This window comes from Kiloniella sp., from assembly GCF_965205715.1.
Classification (GTDB): domain Bacteria; phylum Pseudomonadota; class Alphaproteobacteria; order Kiloniellales; family Kiloniellaceae; genus Kiloniella.
In genome coordinates this window covers 1,649,918-1,672,058 of sequence record NZ_CBDBHW010000014.1, presented here as the reverse complement: position 1 = coordinate 1,672,058, position 22,141 = coordinate 1,649,918, and the positions used below count along the sequence as shown (strand labels likewise).

The 22,141-nt window shown below is 48.1% G+C and carries 14 protein-coding genes; 6 read left to right on the top strand and 8 right to left on the bottom strand.

The window, feature by feature from the left end; translation table 11 throughout:
• Positions 1-243 precede the first annotated feature (243 nt).
• Together ACOGW3_RS25110 and ACOGW3_RS25105 are read right to left on the bottom strand one after the other, a co-directional pair.
• Entirely contained in the window at positions 244-1,302 is a 1,059-nt protein-coding gene (locus ACOGW3_RS25110) for a PLP-dependent aminotransferase family protein (protein ID WP_419905427.1), read from the bottom strand.
• Between the two features lie 117 nt (positions 1,303-1,419).
• A complete protein-coding gene (locus ACOGW3_RS25105; protein WP_419905426.1) occupies positions 1,420-1,704 on the bottom strand; it encodes a GntR family transcriptional regulator in 285 nt (94 codons plus the stop codon).
• A 382-nt stretch (positions 1,705-2,086) separates the two neighbouring features.
• Here ACOGW3_RS25105 and ACOGW3_RS25100 point away from each other — a divergent pair, with 382 nt between their 5' ends.
• The 3 genes from ACOGW3_RS25100 (at position 2,087) to ACOGW3_RS25090 (ending at position 11,678) form a co-directional block, all read left to right on the top strand.
• Complete coding sequence (locus ACOGW3_RS25100) at positions 2,087-9,601, top strand: VCBS domain-containing protein (RefSeq protein WP_419905425.1); 7,515 nt, start codon at positions 2,087-2,089, stop codon at positions 9,599-9,601.
• Positions 9,602-9,675: 74 nt separating this feature from the next.
• Positions 9,676-10,908 (top strand): ISL3 family transposase, encoded by a 1,233-nt coding sequence (locus tag ACOGW3_RS25095; protein ID WP_419901077.1) that lies wholly within the window; start codon positions 9,676-9,678, stop codon positions 10,906-10,908.
• 56 nt (positions 10,909-10,964) lie between these two features.
• Positions 10,965-11,678 (top strand): type I secretion C-terminal target domain-containing protein, encoded by a 714-nt coding sequence (locus ACOGW3_RS25090; RefSeq protein WP_419905424.1) that lies wholly within the window; start codon positions 10,965-10,967, stop codon positions 11,676-11,678.
• A 121-nt stretch (positions 11,679-11,799) separates the two neighbouring features.
• Here ACOGW3_RS25090 and ACOGW3_RS25085 read toward each other — a convergent pair whose 3' ends face one another.
• The 4 genes from ACOGW3_RS25085 to ACOGW3_RS25070 all read right to left on the bottom strand — a co-directional run bounded on the left by ACOGW3_RS25085 (position 11,800) and on the right by ACOGW3_RS25070 (position 17,355).
• Complete coding sequence (locus ACOGW3_RS25085) at positions 11,800-12,567, bottom strand: aspartate/glutamate racemase family protein (protein ID WP_419905423.1); 768 nt, start codon at positions 12,565-12,567, stop codon at positions 11,800-11,802.
• 19 nt (positions 12,568-12,586) lie between these two features.
• A complete protein-coding gene (locus ACOGW3_RS25080) occupies positions 12,587-13,819 on the bottom strand; it encodes an NAD(P)/FAD-dependent oxidoreductase (protein ID WP_419905422.1) in 1,233 nt (410 codons plus the stop codon).
• A 26-nt stretch (positions 13,820-13,845) separates the two neighbouring features.
• The gene (locus tag ACOGW3_RS25075) at positions 13,846-16,077 is read right to left on the bottom strand and encodes a TRAP transporter permease (protein WP_419905421.1); all 2,232 of its coding nucleotides are present in this window, start codon (positions 16,075-16,077) and stop codon (positions 13,846-13,848) included.
• Between the two features lie 267 nt (positions 16,078-16,344).
• Positions 16,345-17,355: a TAXI family TRAP transporter solute-binding subunit gene (locus ACOGW3_RS25070; protein WP_419905420.1), complete on the bottom strand. Its 1,011-nt coding sequence runs from the start codon at positions 17,353-17,355 to the stop codon at positions 16,345-16,347.
• 166 nt (positions 17,356-17,521) lie between these two features.
• Between ACOGW3_RS25070 and ACOGW3_RS25065 the strand changes: the two genes are divergently transcribed.
• On the top strand, positions 17,522-18,454 hold the full coding sequence (locus ACOGW3_RS25065) for a LysR family transcriptional regulator (RefSeq protein WP_419905419.1): 933 nt from the start codon (positions 17,522-17,524) through the stop codon (positions 18,452-18,454).
• Between the two features lie 55 nt (positions 18,455-18,509).
• Here the strand turns inward: ACOGW3_RS25065 and ACOGW3_RS25060 are convergent, their stop codons facing one another.
• A complete protein-coding gene (locus ACOGW3_RS25060; RefSeq protein WP_419905418.1) occupies positions 18,510-19,274 on the bottom strand; it encodes an SDR family oxidoreductase in 765 nt (254 codons plus the stop codon).
• Between the two features lie 211 nt (positions 19,275-19,485).
• Here ACOGW3_RS25060 and ada point away from each other — a divergent pair, with 211 nt between their 5' ends.
• A complete protein-coding gene (gene ada, locus ACOGW3_RS25055) occupies positions 19,486-20,568 on the top strand; it encodes a bifunctional DNA-binding transcriptional regulator/O6-methylguanine-DNA methyltransferase Ada (protein ID WP_419905417.1) in 1,083 nt (360 codons plus the stop codon).
• Complete coding sequence (locus ACOGW3_RS25050) at positions 20,565-21,263, top strand: 2OG-Fe(II) oxygenase (RefSeq protein WP_419905416.1); 699 nt, start codon at positions 20,565-20,567, stop codon at positions 21,261-21,263. The genes ada and ACOGW3_RS25050 overlap by 4 nt, the downstream gene beginning before the upstream one ends.
• A 7-nt stretch (positions 21,264-21,270) precedes the next feature.
• Here the strand turns inward: ACOGW3_RS25050 and ACOGW3_RS25045 are convergent, their stop codons facing one another.
• Complete coding sequence (locus tag ACOGW3_RS25045; protein WP_419905415.1) at positions 21,271-21,915, bottom strand: hypothetical protein; 645 nt, start codon at positions 21,913-21,915, stop codon at positions 21,271-21,273.
• Positions 21,916-22,141 lie beyond the last annotated feature (226 nt).

Here is a 22,141-nt window from a genome sequence, read left to right as displayed (position 1 = left end):
GAAAAAAGATAGTCAAAATTTCATTTTAATGAAAAAACGCAACAAAATTACACGGGCGGTGTCTGCTATTCGTTGGGGTGGAGTTGTTTTAAGTATTTGAATTTTAATGGTTAAAATATGAATTATGAAACTTTCATCAAAAATGAAAAAAGCCTAAAGAAAATGAAAACCCTTCGGGCTTTTTTTCATTCACTTCGGAGTCAAAAGAAACTACACAATCCTGAATTTGGCCATCGAAAATACTTAAAGAACCTCCAGAATATGGCCTACGCCAGTTTTTATGTCGGCTTCATTTACGCAGGAGAAGCCGAGGAATAAGCCATTATAAATAGTGTCTCCAAAACTATATCCACTTAGAGCACGGGCGCTGATGTTTCTCTTAGAAAGTTGGTCCACGATATCCTGATCATTATATTCCGAAGCAAGCAGAACAGGAAGGTTCATGCCTCCTGTAATTGGGGAAATGGGGATATTGCGGGGGAAAGAACTTTCCAATTGTTTGACGAGAAGATCGTGGCGTTTTTTGTAAAGCTGTCGCATCCGACGCAGGTGTTTGTTGTAATGCCCATCCGTCATAAAGTCTGTAATGGCTGCCTGAAGGGGTAAGGCAGGCTCTATCGCAGTCTGCCATACAACGTTTTTCATGACATTGGACAGGCTGTCTGGCACGACCATATAGCCGATCCTAAATCCTGGTAACAGGGTCTTTGAGAAAGAACCTACGTAAATAACCCTGCCACGCTCATCCATTGATTTTAACGATGCGACCGGACGTTTGGTGAAGCGAAATTCACTGTCGTAATCATCTTCAATGACCCACATTCCTGACGTCGTCGCGTGTTTCAGGAGCCGTTTACGTCTTTTGAGAGAAAGGGTTTTGCACAGAGGGTATTGAGAGGTTGGGGTTAAATAGAACAGTTTGGATTTTGGATACTGTTCCAATGCGGTTTCTATATCAGCGCCGTCGTTATCAACTTCAACCGGTCTTACCTGTAACCCTGCATTTTCCATTGCCATTTTGGCGCCGGGGTAAAATGGGTTCTCGAGCAAAGCGATGTCATTGGGATCGGCCAGAACCATTGACAGTGCATTAAGAGCGGATTGAGCCGAGGTGACAATCACGACGTTATCTTCGTGGCAGTTTATACCGCGGGAAATGGCCAGATGCCTTACCAGTTCGGTTTTTAATTTAGTGTAACCTCCCTCATAACCATAACATGATGTCTCAGGACGGGATTTTTTAGCGTACTTACTGAGATAACGTCCAAACAAATCGGCTGGAAAGCTCTCAATATCTGGCATGCCGGGTAAAAAAGCCATTTGGGTGTTCGGCTCAGGGCTGCATTCAAACAGTTTAAAGTTACTGGCGTACCTGGAAAGCCCCATCTGTTCATCTGCGATATACGGAGCCTTTTTGGGCTAGGCTTTTTTGCGACCTTTTTTTGAAAAAGAGACATATGTCCCAATGCCCGGCTTGCTCTCCAAATGCATGTTTGATTTTAGAATGTCATAGGCTTGAATAACCGTCGTACGGCCAATCGCGAGATCTTTTGAAAGTTGCCTGCTCGGCGGCAGTATATCCCCCGGGCCAAGGATGCCAGAAGCTATTTGAGATAGGATTTCGTCGCAGAGTTGTCGATAGAGTGGGCCCGGACGGTCGGAGTTTAAAGTAATGCCTTCCAGGCGAACATGCTGAAGTACCATGCTTTGGTTTCCAAAATTCCAGTGTCAAAATAGTTAAGGGAAAGTTAAAGCCACAGCGGTAATTAATCAATTAAAACAATGATAAATATGGTGTGGTTTGGGAAAATATTCAAAATTGGTTCTGTATTTTGAGGCGATAATAACGCTAATACTTAAACCAAATCAGGCACACAGAATTTAGGATGACACTTTACAAAATTGCTCATAATTTCAACGCCTCTTCATTTTGAGGTCGTTTGACAGAGCATGAATTGAGCCTTGGCAATTAACCGGCAATGACCCGAGTTGTTCCGGCGTTCTGGATATTGTCTTGCTGAATACTAGAAATCCTAATTCAAAAATTAATAACACGACATCTCAAGGAATTTGAGGGGAATTTATTGTGATTAAAACTCATACTTTCAACAAGACTTCTGATTTGTCTGAGGCTGCGGATATCTCTGGCGATGTAGGGCGCGACAAGGTTGTTGGCCAGGCTGCACCGACTATTGAAATCCTAGCCCCTGATGAGGGTGAGATCTTCAATATCTCCCTGAGAAAGGGACAAGCTGCTAAGCTTTCTTTTAATGCTGCGGCAGCAAGCCCTGTCATTGAAGGCAACAACTTTGTCCTGACGTTCGATCGCAACGGTGATGGCAGCGCGGATAGTCGTATTGTTTTCCAGAATCTTGTTCAGGTATCCCAAGGAGAGGGTGCTCCTGTACTGGTAATCGGCGGTGTTGAATTTTCTGCTGGGCTTCTAATCGGCCAGGCACAGGCTTTGACAGAGGGAGGCACGCTGGAAACTGCTGCGGGCGCAGACGGCGGCCCTGTTGGCGGAGGTGGTAGTACTTACGACGATGATTTCGGGGGCACCCTTGCTTCGCTTATTGCGCAAGGAAGACTTGCTGGATCAACGGAAAGACAATCCGAAGAGGGCCTGTCCTTCAATGAAGATGATATCTTTTTTAACCCGGGTCCTAACGCCATTGATGATACCGACAGCGTTCTCGAAGATAGTCTGCTACCTGCCACGGGGAATGTTGTTACCGGATTTGATGATATTTCTGGCGATAGTAATACCACAGACGGCAAGGCAGATATTCTTGGAGGTGATGGGTTCGGAGGAATAACCTGGGCCAATGCCATTGGTGGCACAACGGTTGTTGGTCTTTATGGCACCATGATTGTTGATGATAAAGGTAACTACAGCTATCAACTGGATGACAATAACCCACTGGTTGATGGGCTGAATGTTGGCGATAGCCTGATTGAGGAATTCAGCTATACCCTACGCGATGGTAGTGGTGATACTACAATCGCTAAGTTGTCACTGACCATTAACGGTTCCAACGATGCTCCAATTTTGAGTGATAATTCCGTTCTTGTTGATGAAATTCAGGCCAATACGGAACCGGTAAACAATCAAAGCAGTCCTTCTGTCACAGGGTTATCGGATGGTGGCTGGGTGGTTACATGGTCGAGTTCGGGCCAGGATGGCTCGGGATCAGGTGTTTTTGGCCAAGGCTATAATGCGAATGGTACAAAGCAGGGCGACGAGTTTCAAATCAATAGCTATACCTCTGGAACACAAAGTATCCCATCTGTTGCGGCTTTGACAGATGGTGGCTGGGTGGTCACTTGGCAGAGTTATGGGCAGGATGGCTCTAAATATGGCGTATTTGGTCAGGCTTACAATGCCGATAGTACTAAGAAAGATAATGAATTTCAGGTAAATACTTATTTCTCACGTTCTCAAAACGAGGCTTCGGTTACAGGCCTTGCCGATGGTGGCTGGATAGTCACATGGCACAGTTCCCGGCAGGATGGTTCAGGATACGGTGTTTATGGGCAAGCTTTTAATGCGGATGGAATACCACAGGGCAATGAGTTTCAGGTCAACTCAGCGACAAAATACTTTCAATGGAAGCCTTCCGTCACAGGTTTGTCCGATGGCGGTTGGATCGTCACGTGGGAAAGTTCAGGCGAGATTTACGGCCAAGCTTATAACTTAGACGGAACAGCCCAAGGCAGCGAGTTCCATATCAATAGCTATACAGATAAATCGCAAAGTGGGTCTTCTGTAACGGGACTGACAGATGGTGGCTGGGTGGTGACTTGGCATAGCTATGGTCAGGACCAGTCTGGATTTGGGATCGTTGCTAAAGTTTATAATTCGGATGGTACCGAACGTGGTGAAGAGTTCCTGGTTAATAGCCATATTGATGGGTGGCAAACTTCATCTTCAGTGACGGCATTGGCTGATGGTGGTTGGGTTGTGACCTGGGTTAGCGATGGTCAGGATGGATCTAGCTATGGTGTTTTTGGTCAGGCTTATAACGCAGATGGTTCAAGACAGGGCGGTGAGTTCCAAGTTAATAGTTACACTACTGGGCTGCAGTTTCAACCCTCCGTAACGGCACTGGCTGATGGTGGCTGGGTGATAACCTGGACCAGCTATGGTCAGGATGGTTCTGGCTATGGCATCTACAGTAAAACCTATAACGCTGATGGGACTGTTCGGTCTTATTATGACCCGGGAACGGGGCAAAAATACTATGCCTATACCGAGGGTGAAGAGGCGCTGATCGTTTTTGCAGATCTTGGAGTTTCCGATGTGGATGACAGTGCTTTGTCTTTGGCTATTGTGACGATTACAGATTTCGTCGCTGGAGATGAGCTTGGGCTGGTGGCGGGTTACATCTTACCCGCCGATATCACCATGGATTGGGATGTAACTACAGGTACTCTGATACTTTCAGGGGGGGCAAGCTTGGCTGATTATGAAGCTGCTCTAGAGCACGTTACCTATAGTACAACCTCCGACAATCCAAATGTTTACGGGACAGATCCCACGCGGACAATCACGGTCCAGATCAATGATGGTCAGGATAACAGCAACGTCATCAGCAAGAATATTGCGGTTATCGGGATCAATGATGCTCCAATTCTAGAGGAGAAGGCGTTACTTTCCGAGGAAGTTAGGATTAACACGGAAACATCTGCTGACCAGAATGATGCTTCGGTGACTAATCTGTCAGATGGTGGTTGGGTTGTCACTTGGGTGAGCTATGGACAGGATGGTTCTGCACATGGCATTTTTGGCCAGGCTTATAATGCGGACGGGTCAAGATTTGGTGGCGAATTTCAGATTAATACAGAGACCTATGCGCCACAACTTTCTCCTTCTGTTTCAGCATTGTCCGGCGGGGGCTGGATAGTTGTCTGGGAGAGTATGACCAATTTTACTGATTATACTTTTGATATCCTGGGACAGGCATACAAAGCAGACGGCAGCAAACAAGATGGCGAGTTTCTGATCAATACACATATAAATCAGGATCAGACCGAGCCCTCTGTTTCTGGCCTTGCCGATGGTGGCTGGATCGTCACATGGATGAGCGATAGCCAAGACGGATCAGGTTACGGTGTTTATGCGCAGGCCTATAATGCGGATGGTACGCCTAAAGGGGGTGAGTTTCAGGTAAGTACTGAAACAACGGGGTCTCAAAGTTTATCTACGGTTATCGGTCTTTCCAATGGCGGTTGGATCATTACCTGGACGGATCAGGGTTTTGGTCGTTCGGCGGAAGATGTCTATGCCCGGGTATACAATGCCGCCGGGGAGCCACAAGGGCAGGAATTTCTTATAAACTCAGAGGTTGAAGGTATTCAATCAAGCCCGGCACTAACCAGTCTTTCAAGCGGTGGCTGGGTTATCACATGGGAAAGTTTCGGCCAGGATGGCGACGGGACAGGTATTTATGGTCAGGCCTATAATGCGGATGGCACAAAACAGGGCCGCGAGTTTCAGGTGAATTCTATCACTGATGGTTCTCAGCTGGTCTCTTCTGTCACAGGTCTCTCTGACGGTGGTTGGGTGGTAACCTGGCATAGCGTAGGAATAGACGGCTATAGCGTCTATGGACAAGCCTACAATGCCGATGGCACGAAACAGGGGGGCGAGTTTCAGGTTAACTCTTTCTCTAATGGTTCCCAGCTTAACTCTTCTGTTACCAGCCTTTCCGATGGAGGTTGGATTGTAACCTGGACCAGTTTTGGGGAAGACGGCTCTGGAGACGGTATCTACAGTAAAACCTATAATGCTGATGGCACAGTTCGATCTTATTATGATCAGGGAACGGGGCAAAAAAACTATACCTTTATTGAGGGGGAAGAGCCCTTGGTTGTCTTTACTGACCTCGGTCTTTCCGATGTCGATGATATGACACTGTCTTCGGCAGTTGTGACGGTTACGGATTATGTCGCAGGAGATGTTCTTGGTTTGGTCGCGGGATATAGTCTGCCTAACGGGATGACCCTGAACTGGGATGCCGGAGCGGGTGTTTTGAGACTGACAGGAGTGGCTAGTCATGCAGATTATGAAACGGCATTGGAACAGGTTGTTTACAGCTCGATCTCAGACAATCCGGATGGTTATGGCACAACGCCAACGCGGAATTTGAGCCTGAGTATCAACGACGGACAGGACGACAGCAACCAGGTCAGGAAAACGATCACGGTAATTGATACCAACGATACAGCTGTTATCACGGATAACTCTGCCCATGCTTTGACATACACGGAAGACGATCCGGCTGTGAGGCTTTTCACTGACCTAACTCTTTCTGATGTTGATGATCTCAACTTGTCCTCGGCAACTGTGTCGATCACGGATTTTGTTGCGGGTGATGTACTTGGTCTGGCCGCGGGTTATATCCTGCCGACCGGGATGACCTTCAGTTGGGATGCGGCGACAGGGGCTTTAAGCCTGAGCGGTACTGCGAGTTTGGGGGAATATGAGGCCGCACTTGAGAATGTTGTTTATCGCTCAATATCAGATAATCCGGATAGCTATGGCGTGGCGCCAACAAGAAGTTTGAGCCTAATTGTTAACGATGGGAAAGATAACAGCAACGCCATCTCGAAAGTTATCACTGTAATTGATACTAATGATGCTTCGCATATTACGGATAATTCCGGATTGGGTGGAGCATTCACCGAAAATGGTCCGGCCCTGAGTGTTTACACAGACTTATCTCTTTCTGATGTTGATGATCTCAATTTGTCCTCGGCAACTGTGACGATCACAGACTTTGTTGCGGGTGATGTACTTGGTCTGGCCGCGGGTTATATCCTGCCGACCGGGATGACCTTCAGTTGGGATGCGGCGACAGGGGCTTTAAGCCTGAGCGGTACTGCGAGTTTGGGGGAATATGAGGCCGCACTTGAGAATGTTGTTTATCGCTCAATATCAGATAATCCGGATAGCTATGGCGTGGCGCCAACAAGAAGTTTGAGCCTAACTGTTAACGATGGGAAAGATAACAGCAACGCGATCTCGAAAGTTATCACTGTAATTGATGACAACGACGGACCTGTGTTGACAGATAACTCCGTGGTTGTTGAGGAAACGAGACTATATTCTGATATAACCGATCAACAATATAAGGGCGTGGTTGCCGGACTTCCTGATGGCGGTTGGGTTGTAATCTGGAAAGATTTGTCGGAGCCCATCACTGAAGAGACAAGTTGGGGGCAGGTATTTCACTCTGATGGATCCGAAAAGGGTGAGATATTTGAAGTTGTATCCGGTACGTCTCTCTCTGATTCTCTTGTTGTAACAGGGCTTAAATATGGCGGTTGGGTCGTAGTCTGGGATCCCGTAGGTTTTGTGGGGACGCCTCCTGGCCCGGTATGGCCTGTACGAAATCTCCACGGTCAACGTTATCAGGCTGACGGTACCAAGATGGGCGACGAGTTTCAGATCAAGGTCGATGAAGTTAGAGGTTATTTGGACGGTTCGCCTTACAACCCATCAGTTACTAGTTTGGATAATGGTGGCTGGGTTGTGACCTGGGGTCATCATTCAGAAACCCGGAGCGGTGGTGATATCTACGGTCAGGCTTACAATGCTGATGGAACCAAGCTAGGTGACGAGTTTGTTGTTAATGAACCTACTGGTAGTCAAAGTTTCTCTGATGTTACTGCCCTAACAGATAACGGCTGGATTGTGGTCTGGACAGGGGGTGACGATATTAGCGGGGCTAATATTTATGGTCAGGTTTATAACGCGGATGGCACAAAGCAAGATAATCAGTTTCAAATAAACACCATTATTTATGGTCAAGAAAATGGTGCAGAGGTCATCGGTCTGCAGAATGGTGGTTGGCTTGTCACATGGAAAAGTGGGAATGTCATCAACGGAAATGTTGATGTTTACGGCCAGGTTTATAATGCGGACGGAACCAGACAGGGGGAGGGATTCCAAGTTAATTCGTATGTTGGAGCCGGCGATCCAGATATTACGGTTTTGGCGGATGGCGGTTGGGTCATCACTTGGGCTGCAAAAAATCCGATAATATTAATTGAGAGTGATTATAACGTACATGCCAAGGTTTATAATGCAGATGGTACCGTTCGTGTTGAAGAATGGGTCCTCAATAATGACTGGTGGTTGGGGGATCAATTTTCACCATCTGTGACAAGCCTCACAGATGGTGGTTGGGTTGTTACTTGGTTGAGTATTACAGACTCAGCACGACAAATATATACTAAAACGTTTAATGCGGATGGAACTGTTAGACCTGTTGGACAAAGTTTTATCGAGGGAGGGAATGATAATCATCTCTTTACCGATCTATCTATTTCGGACGTAGATGATCTCACCATGACTGCGGCAACGGTGTCGATCACGGATTTTGTTGTGGGCGATGTGCTTGGACTGGCTGCGGGCTACAGCCAACCCACGGGGATTGCCTTAAACTGGGATGCGGCGACAGGGGTTCTTAACCTGAGCGGGACGGCTAGCCATGCAGTCTACGAGGCGATACTAGAAAATATGGTTTTCAGTTCGATCTCTGATAATCCGGATGGATATGGGGCAATTCCTACACGTACAGTCACCGTTCAGGTCAGTGACGGTCAAGATAACAGTAATTCAATCAGTAAAACCATTGCTGTTATCGCTAGTAATGATGCACCTGTACTTACCGATGTGACGATTGTTATCGATGAGATCCAAGCTAATACCGAGATAGATGGTTTTCAATCTTCGTCCTCAGTTACAGGACTTCCTAACGGCGGTTGGGTCGTTACATGGCAGAGTCCTGACAGCTCAATATATGGTGTTTATGGTCAAGCCTACCACGCGGATGGATCACCTCAGGGCGTTGAGTTTCGGGTCAATACTACAACTAAAAATGATGAATTTGAGCCATCGGTAGTTGGCCTATCAGATGGTGGTTGGGTTGTGACCTGGGCGAGTGATGAACAGAATGGCGATGGCTATGATATCTACGGCCAAGCTTATAATACCACTGGATCTACACAAGGTGCTGAATTTCGGGTCAATACAGAGACCGTGAACGATCAGACTAGAGCATCAGTAACTGCTTTGTCCGATGGTGGTTGGGTTGTTACGTGGGAAAGCCGATATCAGGACGGCTCTGATCATGGTGTTTATGGCCAAGCGTATCACGCCAATGGAACAGTACAAGGAAATGAATTCAGGGTTAATACTGAAACAGGGGGGGATCAATGGGCTTCCTCTTTAGCAGGCTTGACCGACGGAGGTTGGGTTATCACATGGAGTAGTAACGGTGGTATCTTTGGCCAAGTTTTTTATACGGACGGGACAAAGCAAGGTGTTGAGTTCCAAGTTGCCGAGGTCGGGGGAAATTCATCCATAACTGGCCTGTCGGATGGTGGTTGGGTTGTCACATGGCAGAGTAATGATGGTAATGGTCCTGATATCTACAGTACGACTTTTAATTCAGATGGCTCGATCCGCTCTTATTATAATCCAGGTACAGGTCAGAAGTATCACGCCTATAGTGAAGGCAGCGAGGCACTGTCGGTTTATCCCGATTTGAATGTATCTGATGTTGATGATATCGGCTCTTCTCCGCTTTGTTGAGTAGAAAAAGATGCCGACCGCCAAGTAACCTGTTGATATGTATGGTTTCTGATAACTTTACATAGAGCAGGTATATGACAATCAACATCTCGCAGCATATTTTAGGCCTCAAAGGGCAACGTGTAAATGAAATTAAACTGGATGACGGCGGTGTTAAGATTGTCATTCACTGCAGCCGAGACGCGCGTAGGAGGGCTATAGACCCTGCTACAGGCCAGAAGGGAAGCATCAACCAGCATGTCCGCCGACAAGTAAACGACATCCCCCTTTTTGGGTATCCTTGTGTGGTCGAGATTGAGCTGGCGCAGGTTTATATTAACAAGGGCGAACGCCGCATTGAGGGGTGTGATTTTGTTGATAAAGGGTGCCGTTTCACTCACCGATTTTGCCGACTGATCAGTGGATTATGTCGGCATATGTCTATTCAAGCGGTTTCCAGACATTTGGATATACGATGGGAAACGGTCAAGAATATCGACAGGGCATACCTTATTGAAACTCTCCCTACGCTTGATCCTGCAGAGCTAACTGGCTTGGAATATATTGGTGTAGATGAAGTTGCCCGGGCGAAAGGTCATGACTACATGACGGTGGTCTACGATATGGTTGGCGGTCATCTGATCTGGGTTGAAGCAGGCCGAACTGCCGAGGTTTTTTCAAGGTTTTTGAAACAACTGCAACCAGATACAGCCTGCAAAATAAAGGCCGTAGCGATGGATATGGGGCCTGCCTACCAAAAGGCTGTCAGAGAGTCCTTGCCGTTGGCCGACATAGTATTTGACCGTTTCCACGTCATGAAAAACTACAGCAAAGCTATCCATAATCAGCGTCGACTTGAGTTCAGAAAGGCCGATCCAAGTGGTAAAGAGTTGATGAAAGGGACACATTATCTGTTGCTCAAAAATGCGGATAAGTTGAGTGAAAAACAAAGTGACAAGCTGCAAAGGTTGCTGGAGAGCAATAGCAACCTGAATGCACTTTACGTCTTGAAAGAACAGCTTCAGCTGCTGTGGAGTGCCGCTTCATTTGAGGCGATGGCGGAGCAACTGGAACGTTGGTGCCTGATAGCAGATCAGTCACAGATGCTCTATCTAAAAAAGTTCGCGAAATCCCTACGGAAACATTGTGTGGGCATCTGCAACTACGCCAAACACAAGCTCACAAGCGCCAGGATAGAGGCTGGTAATGTCAGTATAGGAATGATCCGTAAGCGAGCCAGAGGCATCAAGGATACCGAATACTTCAAACTCAAAATTAGACAATCATCCATTCCAGATAATCAATCTATGCTCTATTTGAAATCCTAAATCTACTCAACAAAGCGGAGAAGTGCCATGATATCGAACTGCTTACAGCGAGTGTGGTGATTACAGATTTTGTTATTGGTGATGTTCTCGGTCTAGCCGTAGGCTACGTTCTGCCAACGGGCATCATAATGGATTATGATGCCGCGAGGGGTGTTTTGACTCTGACTGGTTCAGCTAGTCCCTCGGATTACGAAGCCGTGTTAGAGTCAGTTGCCTACAGCTCAATCTCAAAGAATCCTGATCTCGGTGGGTTGAACCCAACACGGACTATAAGCGTACAAGTTAGTGACGGGCAAGATGATAGCGCCGTAACGAGTAAGACTATTTCGGTATTAAGCACGGTTGTAGGAACGGTAGTAACGGGAACATCAGAGGATGAGGTTTTAACCGGAACAGCACTGGATGACCTAATCGAAGGTGGAGGCGGAACGGATATCCTCAGTGGTGGAGCAGGAGCGGATGTCTTCTACTTTAATGCTAGTGAAAGTGGTGAGAATTATATCGCTGATTTCTCCTTGGCACAGGGAGACATCTTGCATATTGGAAATCTGCTGACTGGGGAAGAAAATGGCGTACTTGAAGATTATTTAAGTTTTGCCAAAACGGCTGTAGGGACAGTTATCTCTATTGATAGCAATGGTGACGGATCTGGTACTGACATGGTGATCACCCTAACGGGAGTTGACTTGACCAACGGCGGTGCTCTTACCACGGATCATGATGTGATTACCGATCTCCTTAATCACAACGCGCTAATCGTAGATCAATAATAATCTGTACTTAGCGATATACTCATCCGTGATAAGTAAAAGCCCGAAGCTTGTAATAAAGCTTCGGGCTTTTGTTGAGAGATCCCGGGATTAGGAATTCTAAGTACAGATTTTATATGTTTTATCGATACCAGCTCGAATAGTGTGCCCCTGAATAGTATGTGGGGGTGACGACATCCTGCACCATGCTTGTCAGGGTTGTGAGATCGAACACGGGCAGGCCGGTTTCGTTTTGAATGCGGTGGGCGTAGGGCGGCATGTCGGTGCATTCCAGAACCAGTGCCTTGGTTTCCGGGGCGCGTTTGAGCAGCTGCCGGGCGGCGGAGAGCACTTCCTCTTCAACCCGTCCCAGATCCATGTCGGTGCGTTTGTTGTGCAGGATGACATCCGAAAACTCGGGGTACTCCTCCATGCCTTGGATTGTAACCGGGATATCTGCGGCGCCAACTGCTCTAAAGTGTTGATCTGTCAGGCTATTTTGGCTAGCAGTAAGGACGCCGATCGGCGCCTTTCGCCCGGTCATATGCCAGGCCAAAGGGATCTGGATCAAGCTTGAGGCAAAGACAGGAACGTCTACTTCTGCCGCGATGTCTTCCTGGTAAAGTGCCGAGAAACCACAACTGCTGGTGATGGCTCGCGCCCCTTCTTGAACAAGGTCTTTGGCGGCAGCGATAAACAAATCCCGCAGTGTGTCGTTGGGTTCATTGAGAAGCTTCTGCACCGTCGCACCCTTTATGGTGTGATAGAGCACTGGAAACGACAGACCCGAGGGATTTTTGATGTGACCTGGGGGCTTGGGGAAATAGCTCTCGAGACAAATTACCCCGATGGAAACGCCGTAGAAATTGCGGTCCCCCCTATGGACTTTTCCGCTAATTTGCGTATTCAATTGATCGCTCCTGAATTGCTTAAAATCGATACACCCGAAACGGAGAGATGTCTTCATTGATGGGTTTGTTCATGATGATGTCCGAAATCAGTTGTCCGGTTTTGGGCGCCATCATTAGCCCGTAGTGACTGTGTCCAAAGGCGGCATAGAGATTTTTTCTGCCGGGGATGGCTCCGATACAGGGCAGACTATCGGGCAGGGACGGTCGAACTCCCATCCATGTTGTGGGCTGTGTATCGGGAAGATCAGGCATCATTTTGCGGGCAAGGAGACCCATGCGTTGCGCTCTGGCGGGGCTTTGTGGGGCGTTAATGTTGGCAAATTCGGCCTGACCCGCAACCCGAAGTCCACCCTCCATGGAACTCGCCACACACTTATGATCGACATCCATAACGGAATGTTTGAGGGTAAGACCTGGGTTTTCAAACATGGCGTGATAACCCCGCTCTGCTTGCATTGGGATATTAATGCCCAAAGGACGCAAAAGATCTGCTGACCAGGCCCCGGCCGAGAGGAGGAGGTTTTCAGCAGTTTGAGTTCCGGCGCTGGTGATAATCTCCCAGGCCTCTTTGCCCGGTCGTAAACCGCGAACCTCCGCTTGTTCTATCATGCCACCCAGGGAGCAAAATTTCTCGGCCAGAACTTCGCCAATTTTTCCAGGTGAGGTCGCGCTGGCTTGTCCCTTGATTAGAATGGCGGCTTTGAAATCTTTGCTTAAGGCGGGTTCTAAATCTTGGAGATCCCCTTGGCCAATACGCTCAAGCTGAGCACCTTTTTCCTGACGCAGCCTGTATTCAAGCGTGTTAAGGCGTGCGCTATCTGCATTTCTAAAGGCGTGCACATAGAAGCTATCTCGGATCAGGTTCTCGTGTCCTGTCCCGGCTAAATGGGCGCGATACAATTCTACATTTAAATGGTTGAGAGTATGCATGGCCGCGACGGAGGCGTGGACACGATCCATTTTGGCATTGGATAAAAACTTCATCGTCCAGGGCAAGAGATGGGGAAGATGGGAGAGTTTTATCGATACCGGACCGTTTGGATCGAGCAACCACCGCGGAATGTTCTTCCATACCCCCGGCATGGATTGCGGGATGATCGACCAAGGCGATATAACTCCCGCATTTCCTGCCGATGCGCCTTGTCCAGGAAGGTCACGATCGATCAAACGAACTCGTGCCCCTGCCTGTGCTAAGGACAAAGCTGAGCATATGCCGACGATGCCGGCACCGATAACGGTAACGTTTTTCATGGTATCGACTGCCTTTACAAATGCCTTTAGTGACCAGGGATCCTAAGGGGCTGGGTGCTGTCTCGTCGGAGCCATTGCTCGATAAGAACGGGGGCCATGACCACAAGGGATGTGAGATCACTGCTTAGTCCCGGCGCGACCAATAACAGCCCGCCAATGCCCATCAGTAATCGCCAAAAACTTGATAGTGGGGCGAGGAAATAACCAGACACGGCGGTGGCGATCGCAAAGATCCCGAGGGCACAGGTGATGGTTACCTGTAAGAAAGAACCAAGGGTGAAGTACTCCGGCAAGACAATGAGCATCGTCGGTGCGTAGACAAAGACCATGGGAACCATGAGTTTGCCGAGGCCGAGGGTAAAGGCGCTGATCCCGGTCCGAAACGGGTTGGCCCCGGCTATTCCTGCCGCGGCATAGGCCGAGGCGCAAACGGGCGGGGTGATTTCCGAAATAACCCCGTAGTAGAGCACGAACATATGGGTTGCCAACGGTGGCACACCAAGTTGGGTCAGGGCGGGCTGAGCGACGGAAACCAGCATGATGTAAAGCGCGGTTGTCGGAAGTCCGGCGCCCATTAAAATACATGCGATCGCAATAAGTACGAGGGAGAGGAATTGCTGGATAGAAGACTGGGTGAAACTATCTACAGGGATCCAGCCGAGAACAGCATATAATGTCTCAGCCATTTCTGCTGCGCCGCCGGTGACCATAAAGCCAAGCCTGAAACCAACACCTGTTGTATTGATCACACCGACAACAATACCAACTGCTGCCGATGCCGCACCGACAGCCAGGGCGTATTGAACACCAACGTGCAGGCTGTCAAAAAGGGATGTAAAGTTCTGTCGCTCGCCCTTATGGATCATCCCGACAATGATACAGGCAGAGAGAACACCAGCCATAACAGGTGAGAAACCTTCGCCGCTTAGCGCAGATGCTTTCCAAAAAACAAACGCGAGCAGGGCTAACGGCAGTATCAGGGTGAGAGGTTTGCGTAAGCTGGAAAAGCCAACCGTGATGCAAAGACTGAGGCCAATGAAAGCGGCCATGTTGGGGGAATAGCCGGAAAAAAGCACCACTAGAAGAGCGATGAGCGGAATGACCGTATGCCAGCCCTCTTTCCAGACCCTGATCAAAATCGGCAGCTCGTCTTTTGTATAAGTCTTGAGGCCAAGCCTTTTGGCGGTGAAGTGAACAATCGACATGACCCCGATGTAGTGCATCAAGGCAGGAATGATCGCCGCAATTACAATGGTGGTGTAAGGCACTTCGAGATATTCAGCCATCAAGAAGCTTGCCGCACCCATAATTGGCGGCGTGATCTGACCACCCGCACTGGCGGCGGCTTCTACCCCACCAGCAAAGTGGCCGGGGTAGCCCATCTTTTTCATATTGGGGATCGTCAATGATCCGGTGGAAACGGTGTTTGCAATGGAGGAACCAGAGATGGTGCCAAAGAAGGCGGAGGATACAACGGAGACTTTCGCAGGCCCGCCGGTATAGCGCCCGGCAGCAATCATGGCGTTATCAACAAAGAACTGTCCCAGCCCCATGCGTTGGGCAACAACTCCGAAGAGAACGAAGTGAAACACAACTGTTGAGACAACCCAGAGTGTGACCCCGAATATGCCTTCAAACGGGAAATACATGTTGTTGACAAACTGGTGCCAGTCAACGCCGGGATGCTGTAATATTTGCCCCGGGATATAGGGGCCGAGCAGGGCGTAGAGGATGAAAACCAATATAATAATGGGCAGGACGGCGCCAATGGTGCGACGGGCGATTTCCAATACCGCAAGGATGAGAATGGTGCCTAAAATGACGTCTATATTCGTCGGATTTCCCTGTCGTAACATTTGGCTTGGAACTTCTAATCCCAGACCGGAAAAACCACGCCAGCTCACCCACAAGAATAAGGCCGCGGCGACTGCCAGGATCATAAAGACCCAATCGTATAGCGGAACGTTACCTGGTTTTAGAAAACGGGTTGGATTATAAGCAAGATTGGCTTTGCTTTTCAAAAGAGGGAAGCCAATAAAAACAAACAGGAATAACCCCGCCAAGTGTACGCCCATATGGATGTAATCCACAGGTGTGCCAAAACCAGCCGTCCAGAGATGATAAAGGGCAAAAGCAACCGTTGCCCAGTAAATGAACCGGGTGAGTAAGTGACCGTTATCCCTTGTGTTGAGAGACGTGTCGTATTTTTTCTCGATCTCGTCGAGAGCAGTTTGATCTAGCTCGGCTTGTAAGGACATGAGACACCCGTATTTTATCACCACAGGAACAGCGAGGTTCCTGCATAACTTTTTTGTAAACGTATGAGGTACAAAGCATCCACAGGTTTTCTCGATCTCGTCGAGAGCAGTTTGATCTAGCTCGGCTTGTAAGGACATGAGACACCCGTATTTTATCACCACAGGAACAGCGAGGTTCCTGCATAACTTTTTTGTAAACGTATGAGGTACAAAGCATGCAGAGAACCGTGGATTACACAGTCCTCTGCATTAGTTTAGGCATCGGGATTATTTAAGCATGCCGACTTCTTTGTAGAAGCGTTCGGCACCCGGGTGGAGTGGCACACCAATGCCTTCTACACCGTCAAGCGCGGTCTCTAAGGTGATGGATTTACCTTTGGCATGGCCGTTGTCCAAGAGTTTACGAGCGGTTTTGGACCACATTGCCTTGGTGATTTGATAAATCAGTTCTTCATCCTGATTGGCATTGGTGACAAGAATACCAGATACAGCAACGGTGTTCACATCATAGGTAATCCCAGGATAAGTGCCGGCCGGGATTTTTGATGGAATGTAGTATGGCACTGTCGTATTGGCCATTTTCACTTCTTTATCCGTGAAGGAATAGAGTTCCATCCCCTTGGTGTTGTCCAGTTGGATCATGGCCGCAACGGGTGTGCCCGCAGCATAAAAATAGGCATCCAGTTGGCCATCTGCCAGACGTTCGGCACTCTGTGAATTATTCAGCTCGGCTTCTTCGATGTTTTCACGATTTACGCCGTGATCACCAATGATCAATTCAACAGCAATCTGGGTACCAGACCCTGCCTGAGCAATACCTACGCGTTTACCTTTTAGGGCTTCGAGACCTTCCAGAGCTCCGCCTTTAGGCATGACCAGATGCAGATCTTCCGGGTAAAGGTTGGCAATGATCCGCAGATCCGGTTTGGCGTTTCCTTCATATTTTCCTACACCTTTATAGGCAAAGTGAAGGGTGGCTGCGCCAGAAAGACCAGCTTCCATTTGGCCAGCTTGAATGGCGTTTACGTTGTGAGCTGAAGCGTTGGTTGATTGAGCCATGGCGACCAGACCGGGAACACCACAGTTTCCGCCTGCATCACAAGCACGAGATCCCGGTGGGTTAGAGATCGCATTGGCGATAATGCCACCGATGGGGAAATAAGTCCCACCGGCACCACCGGTGCCAATTCTGAAGAATTTCATTTCCTGGGCAGAGGCTGCCCCGGCGATCATCGAGCAGGCCAAAAGTACGCCTGTGATTTTGGCAATGTGTTTCATTTTTTTCTCCACTGTTATCTGCTGTTATTTGTCTGTTCGTTTGTTACGAAGCTTTTTAATTTTAGGTTTTGGGAAGCAACTCTGAGTAGATTGACAATGTTTATTCATAAATACAAATTTGAAATATCTTGGATTTAATAAGAAAAATTTATATATACTCTGGACTATGAACTTAAAAAATCTTGCTATATTTCGCGAAGTTATGCGTACCGGATCAGTTTCTGAGGCCGCGCGTAATCTTAACCGGACACAACCCGCCCTTAGTGCCGGGTTAAAAACATTGGAAGATGAGCTCGGGATTGCCTTGTTCGAGCGCCGAAATCGTCGCCTGGTTCCTGTTCCTGAAGCCCATTACCTCATGTCCGAAGCTACGGACATTCTTTCTCGCCTGCAGATGGCAGAACAAAATATGCGTTCAATACGTGACTTTGAGAAAGGTGTCTTGAGGATTGTGGCGATGCCAGGACCCTCGGCTTTTTTGCTGCCTAAAGTTATCAGTGACTTTACCCGGGATCACAGCAATATCAGGGTAACCTTGACCACCCGAAGCTCTCCCCAAGTACGCAAGATGATCGCAACGCAAAGTTACGACATTGGCATTGCAGATATGGGAGTACCGGATAGTGAGGATAGTCTCTTAAAGGGAGAAGTCTTAGAGGGAAATTGTCTTTGTGCCGTACATAAAGATAACCCCCTTGCAAGTTTAAGCGTAGTCACCGCGGAAGATTTAAGCGGAAAGCCCATGGGGGTTTTACAGCCTGAGCACTCGACTTACAGGAGCACAGTGTCTGCTTTTAAGGAAACGGGTGCTGAGCTGGATATCCGGTACGACGCGCAGTATTTTTTGCCGCTTTTGAACTTTGTTGAAGCCGGACAAGCTTGTGCAATTGTCGATCCGCTCAGTGCTGAAAGCTACCGGATCTATGCCAGGGACCAAAAGCTTATCAAATTTATACCCTTTTTACCTGCGCTCCCTCTGACATATGCTTGCCTAACACCAGCCCACCGCCCCATGTCTGCCATTGCAAAGACTTTTTTAAGTCGCTGGAATAAAGAAGTGAATAGGATTATTTCTGAAGCAAGTGAAAGCGCAAGCTAAAGGGAGATAGCCCGGAGCTCTCTCCCTTTAGCTCGATATTGCTGCCTACTTGAAATCAGGTTTTGTTAATTGAAACCCCACCCTCAACCAACATCGCTGTGCCTGTAACAAAGCTGGCATCGTCAGATGCGAGGAAGAGGGCTGCTTTGGCGATTTCTTCTGGTTCGGCAATCCGTTTTAGACCGTGCAGGCCTTTGACGAAGTCCTCCATTTCAGGACTGTTCGCCACGCTGCGTCCCATGGGGGTATCAGTACCACCGGGCAGCAGGCTGTTGACGCGAAGGCCTTGGGGGCCGAATTCAGCCGCCAGACATTGCATCATACCATTGATCCCGGCTTTTGAAGCCGCATAAGCTGCCATGCCGGGCATGCCAATGGTGTGACCGACAAAGGTCGAGGTAAAAATCAGGGAACCATTGTCGCTTTTCAAAAGAGCCGGTATTTGGTGTTTGGCACCAAGAAAAGCGGAGGTGAGGTTGGTGCTGAGTGTGTCTTGCCACCCTTCCAAGGTGATGTCTGGTGTATCGCCCATGGCGCCGAGGGTACCCGCATTGTTAAAGGCAATGTCCAGCCGCCCGTAAGTTCCCGTTGCAACCTCAACCAGTGTCTTGGCATAGGTTTCATCGGTAACGTCCCCGGCAATAGCTAGGGCTTGTCCGCCTTCTACCCGTATCTCTTCGATCAGCTGATCTAGTTCAGCCTGTCGTCGTGCGCCTGCGATAATCTTGGCACCTTGCGTTGCAAAAAGCTTGGCTGCAGCACGGCCAATGCCCGAACTTGCCCCGGTAATAATCGCAACTTTGTTTTCTAATCTATCCATCAGCTGGTCCTTAAAAATTAAACTGTGTTAAAATGAAGAACCCATAATTGCGGTGATTGAGTTTGGAAAAACTCCGCTTCTTGTTCGGTAATTTAAAATGAGTTTTGAAATACAAAAGCAAGAATCAGAGTTTGGTTCGAAGAATACTCGGGTAGCTTTTAGACACTAACGAAATTGATGTGGTATCAGTTGGAAGACAGGAGCACCTGAGATGAGTAATAGGGCAATGAATAACGTTAATCAGTTTCAAAACGACGAAGCTAAGTATCAGGCCATCGTGGATCGTAATGCCGATGCCGATGACGTCTTTTACTACGCCGTTCTCACCACGGGTGTTTACTGTCGTCCTTCTTGTTCCGCGCGTCTGGCAAAGCGAGAAAACGTGAGCTTTCATACCAGCTGTGCTGATGCTGAAAAGGCGGGCTATCGTGCCTGTAAACGTTGCCGCCCCAATGAGATGAAAAAAGAAGAGCGACAGGCGTTGGCGGTTGCCAAGGCGTGTCGCCTGATTGAAGAAGCGGAAGAAGCCCCCGATCTAGACGCGCTGGCAGAGGCCGCGGGCATGAGCCGGTTTTATTTTCACCGTGTATTCAAGTCGATTACGGGTGTGACCCCAAAAGCTTATACGACCGCACACCGCGGCAATCGGGTTCGCGAAGAGTTACGAGACAGCGAAACCATCACCGAGGCGATTTATGACGCTGGGTTTAATTCTAACGGGCGCTTTTATGCCAACACCGAAAAATTACTCGGTATGAAACCCACCAGTTATCGCAAGGGCGGTGCAGATACAGAAATTCACTTTGCCCTCGGCGAATGCACCCTGGGTTCTATCCTGGTTGCGGCCAGTGAAAAGGGAATTTGTTCGATTTTGCTTGGCGATGATCCACAAGATTTGGTGCAAGATTTACAGGACCGTTTTACCAAGGCGACGCTGAAAGGCGGAGATGACGATTTTGAAAAGTGGGTCGCACAGGTTGTTGGTTTCGTCGATGACCCGAGTATCGGTTTTGATCTCCCGCTCGATATCAGGGGCACAGCATTTCAACAGCGGGTCTGGAAAGCCTTGGGCGATATTCCGGTTGGCAGTCGAATGAGTTACGCTGAGGTGGCGCAAAAAATTGGCTCACCCAAAGCAGTGCGCGCGGTGGCTTCGGCCTGTGCCTCCAATCATATCGCGGTAGCTATTCCCTGCCATCGTGTAGTGCGCAGTGATGGTGCTCTCTCAGGTTATCGTTGGGGCGTGGAGCGCAAGCAACAACTGCTCGACTGTGAAGCGGTTGCGGCACAATGAGCGATTTGACTAAGGTAGATATGGCTCAGATCTCTTCAGATCTGGACCAACAGGGTTACGCAATTATCAAAGGACTGATCGGGGAGTTGGATTGCCGAGCTCTGGCGCAGAGTTATGAACAAGAAGAACCTTATCGCTCCCGCGTTGTCATGGCGCGACATGGCTTTGGTCAGGGGGAATACAAATACTTCAATTATCCTTTGCCTGATCTGGTTTCGGATTTGAGGTCGAGGCTCTATATTCCACTTGGCACCATTGCCAATCGCTGGAACGAGGCCATGAATATGGACCAGCGCTTCCCGGCAACACACAAACAATATCTCGAACTTTGTCACGCTGCTGGTCAGACAAAGCCAACGCCGTTGCTATTACAATATGGCGAAGGGGATTATAACTGCCTGCATCAGGATGTTTATGGTGAGTTGTTGTTTCCGCTGCAGGTCGCCTGCCTGTTATCCAGGCCTGGCGAGGATTTCACTGGCGGTGAGTTGGTTTTGACCGAACAACGTCCGCGCATGCAATCGCGTGCCGAAGTCGTGCCTCTTGAACAGGGTGATGCGGTAATCTTCCCTGTACGTAATCGCCCCAAACAAGGTACCCGCGGAACCTACCGGATAAACATGCGCCATGGCGTCAGCCGTATACGTTCTGGCCAACGCCATACTTTAGGCATTATCTTCCATGATGCGGTCTAAGGAGACTTCAGAATTCCTTCCACCAAGAATTATCTCCACCTTCATTCAGTAATACGTTGTCAAAAATTTTTCGATGGAAGGAGGATTTCTCTAAAGTTGTGGGGTTTAACTCATTGCAGTTAATGCCCATTTCTTTTGTGATCTCAATCCAACGATTATCGCTAAGCGTTTCACAGATATTGGTTTTTTCATTTAGGTAGTGGCTGTTCCAGGTTGTAAAAAAATTGGCATAGGTGTTAATTGATCCCCTCTCACCTTTCTTTCGTTGTCGTTTTTTTAACCCTGACTTAGCTCGTGAATCGAGTGGTGGAAATTTTTCTGGGTTATAGGTAAAGGCTATTTTTGATACCAGAGAGAGTGGTTTGCCTGTAGTGGAAAGTTTTTCTTGATGAAGTAATAGCGCAACGTCGTCGATATCGGAGGGAGAGATTTCGTTAATATTTTTTACAATCTTAGAGTTAAGAATTTCAATTACTTTATGTTTAGTGTTCGGTTTTATAGTGCGTGCTACATTCCACCTATTTGCAAAACCCGTGAACCAATTCTCATTTAATTCCTCTTTCTTCGCATCTGGAAAGGAATAAGGCGTACGCGCACAAAGCCAAAGCGCTTCTACAATAGCTTTTGACAAATCGCAAAGGTGAATAGGCATAATTGATCCAATCAACTTTTGATAGAAAATTATATTATATCACAGGCACAGATTTCTTGCGAAGCCATTGTCTTGAGGGGCACAGTGGCAATTATCCAAAAAGTGATTGGTTAGTTGAATAAGGTAAAAAGTATTGTAGCTAAGCCTATATACTCGGTATTATATTTGCTGTGCAGTGATAGTGGAAAAGGGCAATCTTCATCTGAGTTATACCTCAAACTCTCAG

What these genes read in the sequence shown, in the direction of transcription:
- ACOGW3_RS25050 (WP_419905416.1), top strand. Translation starts at nt 20,565, where the DNA reads ATGAGCGATTTGACTAAGGTAGATATGGCTCAGATCTCTTCAGATCTG.
- ACOGW3_RS25105 (WP_419905426.1), bottom strand. Translation starts at nt 1,704, where the DNA reads ATGGTACTTCAGCATGTTCGCCTGGAAGGCATTACTTTAAACTCCGAC.
- ACOGW3_RS25110 (WP_419905427.1), bottom strand. Translation starts at nt 1,302, where the DNA reads ATGCCAGATATTGAGAGCTTTCCAGCCGATTTGTTTGGACGTTATCTC.
- ada (WP_419905417.1), top strand. Translation starts at nt 19,486, where the DNA reads ATGAGTAATAGGGCAATGAATAACGTTAATCAGTTTCAAAACGACGAA.
- ACOGW3_RS25060 (WP_419905418.1), bottom strand. Translation starts at nt 19,274, where the DNA reads ATGGATAGATTAGAAAACAAAGTTGCGATTATTACCGGGGCAAGTTCG.
- ACOGW3_RS25080 (WP_419905422.1), bottom strand. Translation starts at nt 13,819, where the DNA reads ATGAAAAACGTTACCGTTATCGGTGCCGGCATCGTCGGCATATGCTCA.
- ACOGW3_RS25070 (WP_419905420.1), bottom strand. Translation starts at nt 17,355, where the DNA reads ATGAAACACATTGCCAAAATCACAGGCGTACTTTTGGCCTGCTCGATG.
- ACOGW3_RS25075 (WP_419905421.1), bottom strand. Translation starts at nt 16,077, where the DNA reads ATGTCCTTACAAGCCGAGCTAGATCAAACTGCTCTCGACGAGATCGAG.
- ACOGW3_RS25045 (WP_419905415.1), bottom strand. Translation starts at nt 21,915, where the DNA reads ATGCCTATTCACCTTTGCGATTTGTCAAAAGCTATTGTAGAAGCGCTT.
- ACOGW3_RS25095 (WP_419901077.1), top strand. Translation starts at nt 9,676, where the DNA reads ATGACAATCAACATCTCGCAGCATATTTTAGGCCTCAAAGGGCAACGT.
- ACOGW3_RS25065 (WP_419905419.1), top strand. Translation starts at nt 17,522, where the DNA reads ATGAACTTAAAAAATCTTGCTATATTTCGCGAAGTTATGCGTACCGGA.